Source organism: Heyndrickxia coagulans DSM 1 = ATCC 7050 (assembly GCF_000290615.1).
GTDB classification, from domain to species: domain Bacteria; phylum Bacillota; class Bacilli; order Bacillales; family Bacillaceae_C; genus Weizmannia; species Weizmannia coagulans.
In genome coordinates, this window is the sequence record NZ_ALAS01000178.1 from 1 (window position 1) to 4,124 (window position 4,124).

The 4,124-nt window shown below is 32.2% G+C and carries 4 protein-coding genes; all 4 read left to right on the plus strand.

Features of this window, described 5'->3' with window-relative positions; genetic code table 11:
* Positions 1-258 precede the first annotated feature (258 nt).
* The 4 genes from IC21_RS08900 (at position 259) to IC21_RS16705 (ending at position 3,933) form a co-directional block, all read left to right on the plus strand.
* A complete protein-coding gene (locus tag IC21_RS08900) occupies positions 259-1,950 on the plus strand; it encodes an McrB family protein (protein ID WP_029143135.1) in 1,692 nt (563 codons plus the stop codon).
* Positions 1,951-1,962: 12 nt separating this feature from the next.
* Positions 1,963-3,162 carry a 5-methylcytosine restriction system specificity protein McrC gene (locus tag IC21_RS08905; protein ID WP_035180810.1) on the plus strand — a complete coding sequence of 400 codons (1,200 nt, stop codon included), beginning with the start codon at positions 1,963-1,965 and terminating at the stop codon, positions 3,160-3,162.
* 380 nt (positions 3,163-3,542) lie between these two features.
* Positions 3,543-3,788, plus strand: a complete 246-nt coding sequence (locus IC21_RS08910; RefSeq protein ID WP_035180812.1) for a hypothetical protein — start codon at positions 3,543-3,545, stop codon at positions 3,786-3,788.
* Position 3,789: 1 nt separating this feature from the next.
* Entirely contained in the window at positions 3,790-3,933 is a 144-nt protein-coding gene (locus IC21_RS16705; RefSeq protein ID WP_155116798.1) for a hypothetical protein, read from the plus strand.
* The last annotated feature ends 191 nt before the right edge of the window (positions 3,934-4,124 follow it).

A 4,124-nucleotide genomic window follows, 5' to 3' on the forward strand; every position in this document is an offset into this window, starting at 1 on the left:
TAGAGCTGACGGCTCTTTTTTAAAATATCTCCCGCCAAAATAAATGTCAAAACCCCTTGCGATAGCGACATTAGGCATGGCTGCGAACACCATGTCAAGCGACCAGCGATGTCATGAAAAATATGGCATGAGATCAAAATTAAATTTCACTTATTGGTGTCCAAAATATTGACTTAAATCCATTTTTTATAATGAAAAGACAGGGACTATTGACTTATGGTAGAATTTGTTTAAGGAAAAAGGGGGGATTATTTCAATATGAACGTTTATGTTAGTGAAGCAAGTATAAAGGATTCGGTGGGATATTTTTCTAAACTATCTATAACATCTCCTGAGCAGTTTGGCTTATTCTTTTTATGTAAAGGTGTTGGTATAAGTCATAATACATACAAGCCTTTGAAGAAAGCTGGTCAAATGACAGAAGATGAAAAGAAGCTATACTATGACAGATTACATAAACTTGGGGCGGTTTTTGATTTTAATGAAGAAGGAATAAAAAAATGCTGTTTATTTCCTTTCTCTATTAAAGAGGACATTGCAAAGGGAAATTTCTATAATCAGGCATCATCATTTCAAGGTTTGTTGAGTAGGCTTATTGATACGATTGACAACACTCTTATAGATAAATTTTTAGAAAAGCAAGAGGATAGTATTAGATTGAAAAGAAACTACATACAGCTTCTTAAAGAACTTTATTTAAATGGAAATAAGGTATCCTTGTCACATTTTTCAGCATATTATTGTAGATTTATTTCTTTTTCTGCTGACGAATCTATTGAAAAGGAAGATTTCACAAGGCTTTGTGTTCAATATACAATTGATTCATTGAATCTGCTTGAGAGAGAGTTAGATGAACTTTTTTACGATGATACAGCATTGACCCCAATTACCTTTCAAGAAGATATGGTCACTGGTCAGGAATTAAGAAGTATGTTTTCTTTTAAAGGAAAAGAGGATTTTCCCGAAATTAGCTCTTCAAGAGATTATAACGTGGTAAGTCCGTATATGTTGGTTCTTGAAGATGTAAGGAGGTATATAGAATTGAACGGTAAAAACCCTTCCGCCAATGAGATTAAAGAATTGTTAGAGTTGAGAAAACAAATCGTTTTATACGGTGTTCCTGGGATTGGAAAATCTATGTTTATCAAAGATTTAGAGGACTGGAGAGACGATGAAGGAAACAAGTTCTTTAACGAAGTAATAAAAATCCAATTTCATCCTTCTACAACTTATGAAGAGTTCATAGGTGGCTCTTCTATTGAGAATGGAACAATTGTTTCAAAAGCTGGAATTTTTCTGCAATGGTGTCAAGAAGCAATAAAATATGATAAAAAGAAGTATCTTTTTGTAATTGATGAAATAAATAGAGGTAATATATCAAAAATATTTGGGGAAACGATTTTAGGTTTAGATAGAGAATATACAGTTGATTTAGTAAAACCATTAGATGTAAATGGTGAACAAATTAGTAAATTCCAAATCCCAGATAATCTTTATATAATTGCTACAATGAATTCAGCTGATAGAAGTATTGCCATCTTAGATAATGCCATACGTAGAAGATTTGCCTTTATTAAGCTCTTTCCTAATTACGATATAGTAAAGGAAATGTCAGATGTACAGACGTTAGGTATTGATATAGCCAGACTTTATAGAAGTATAAATAAAAAAATACTTGATACGCTCAATGACGAAGAATTGTTATTGGGTCAATCATACTTCCTTCCAAATTTTGCCGAAAAGGTTGAAACAACTGGTAAAATTTTGTGGTCTAAAAAGTTGCTAAGACTTGTAATCAATTACAACGTACTTCCTATTCTTGAAGAATATACTTATGGAAATAAGAATGATTTGCAGAATATAATTGGTGACAAACTCCCTGAACGGATTTATGAAGACGAAGAGTTTATAGACGCAATAAAAGAACAATTTCCTGAAGTAGTTCTGTAAAGGCGATGCATTATGGAGAATAGTTTTAAAATAAGTCAAGGACATTCCATAAGTATTTATGAAGATGAATTAAATGTCGTAGAGGCAATGCTCAAAGCAAAAGGAATAAATCCAGATAATCTGGATAAAGAACAAAAAATCTTAAATCTTAGCCAGAAATACGTTGGATATATTAGAACACCAAGGCGAATGATTGAATTAATGCCTAAACATAACAAATTGGGAATGAAACATATCTTTAGAATGTATTACTTTGTAAATGGGCATTTTAATAATCTTCATGATAAAGTTTTTGATTTAACTCGTTCAAGCCAGTATGTAAATGTAATCGACTTATTTTTAAATGAGTTAGATAAGATTTTAAGGCATGGTCTTCCTACTGAATATATTGATGTGGTAGAGGAATCAAAATATATAAGAGGCTCTGTTGATTACGTATCCAGTTATAAAAATATAATGCTTTTAAGAGAAGAGCCTTTTTTAAGTCAATATGATGAAGTTTCATTGCAGACTCCTCTAAATATGACTTTAAAATTTGCTTTGAATAAGGTAAAGAAGGTAGATAAATACAGAGGTATAATACAAAAGTATGAAAGAGCCTTACAATCAATTTCAAACGATTATAACAAAATACGAGATACAAAGGTGGTATTCAGCAACAAAAATAATCTCTGCAAGGATGCTTATTTCTATGCAATGCTTATTATAAATGAATATTATTTTGAAAATCTCGGCAACAAAAATGGTGAATGCTTTTTAATCGACTTTGATTTATTGTATGAGCAATTTGTAAAGAAAATTTTATTTGTCTATACTAACGATACCATGTTTCAAGATTGGCAAAAAGATAAAATATATGGTTCGTATGGAGAAGGTCAAGAAAAGAGTTTTAGACCAGACATTTTGTATGGATATAATGAAAAGGAAGAAAAGGCATTAGCAATTTTAGATACCAAAAATAAATTTTCTTCTGTATTCGGAAACGCTGACGTGTATCAAATGTTATTTTACTCCCATATGTTAAGTGCAAAAAAGATTGTTTTATGTTATCCAAGTGTCGAGAATAAGCATAAAGACGTTCTGCGTATTGAATCGGATAATTTTATTACAGATAAAATTTATGGAGTTTATATTAATATTGCTGTTGAGGAGAAAGAGGCATTTGTTGAAGCAATAAACCGATTTATAGACGATGTATATTCTTGTTTGTAGTTCCCCCTTACAGTAGCCATTTTGGTTGTAAGGTATTATAATAATTGTTAATAAAATAGTTCATTTAAGGCTTTGACTATTGGTGTCGTTATATAAAAAACGACTTTCAACCACTATAGTCAAAGCCTTTTTCCGTTTTGGGAAATGGTAACTTGATTACAGAACTTGATAATTGAGAGGAGGTGATAATAATGAATACCTGGGATATTTTGATGCATGGCAATTTATATGAACAGGAATTTGAAGCCGATACGGAAGAAGAATTTAAATTTATCAAAGAATTGCAGGGCGAATATGAATATGAACGGTAATATTTTTGATACACTCTGTTTGTTTTTTTGGTCTAAGGAATAACTTTTTGTTCAAAAGCGGTGATTGAAATGTGTGAAAAAATAATTAGACCTAAAAGTGATGAAAGCCTTTGGCAATGGGAAGGAACGAGAGTATCGCATTTTGCATGTCATCAAGACAGTGTTGAAGAGCTAATCCGTTCGTATGAAAAAGCCTATAGTGAGCAAGGGTTTGAAGTTGTAGACACGTATGTTGTACGAGGGATTATGAATTGTGCAGTGAAACTATTGATTAAACCCCTGCTAAAATATAACGAGCAATGTGGGAGTGAATAATATGGTGATAAAGGAAGAAGGGCAAAGGATTACTTACTCTATGCAGGAAGCCCTCCCTGAAAAAATAGATGTTACTGACGACCCAAAATGGCAGGAAATTGACGGTGTTATTTGTCCAAAAATTGACGGAATTGTTGTCAATTAAGGGGGGAAGCCAGTTTGCGCTTTATTGTGGCTTCCCCTATGAGTTTAATACTTAAATTTAAATCATTGTCATTTCACGAAAGTTCCCCTTCAATCACACGTTTAAAGGTGGACCCCATCGTCAAGACACAAATTTAAAATTTTTAAGGTGGGTCAGAATCTGAAAAACAGATACTGACTAATAGAGCGTGA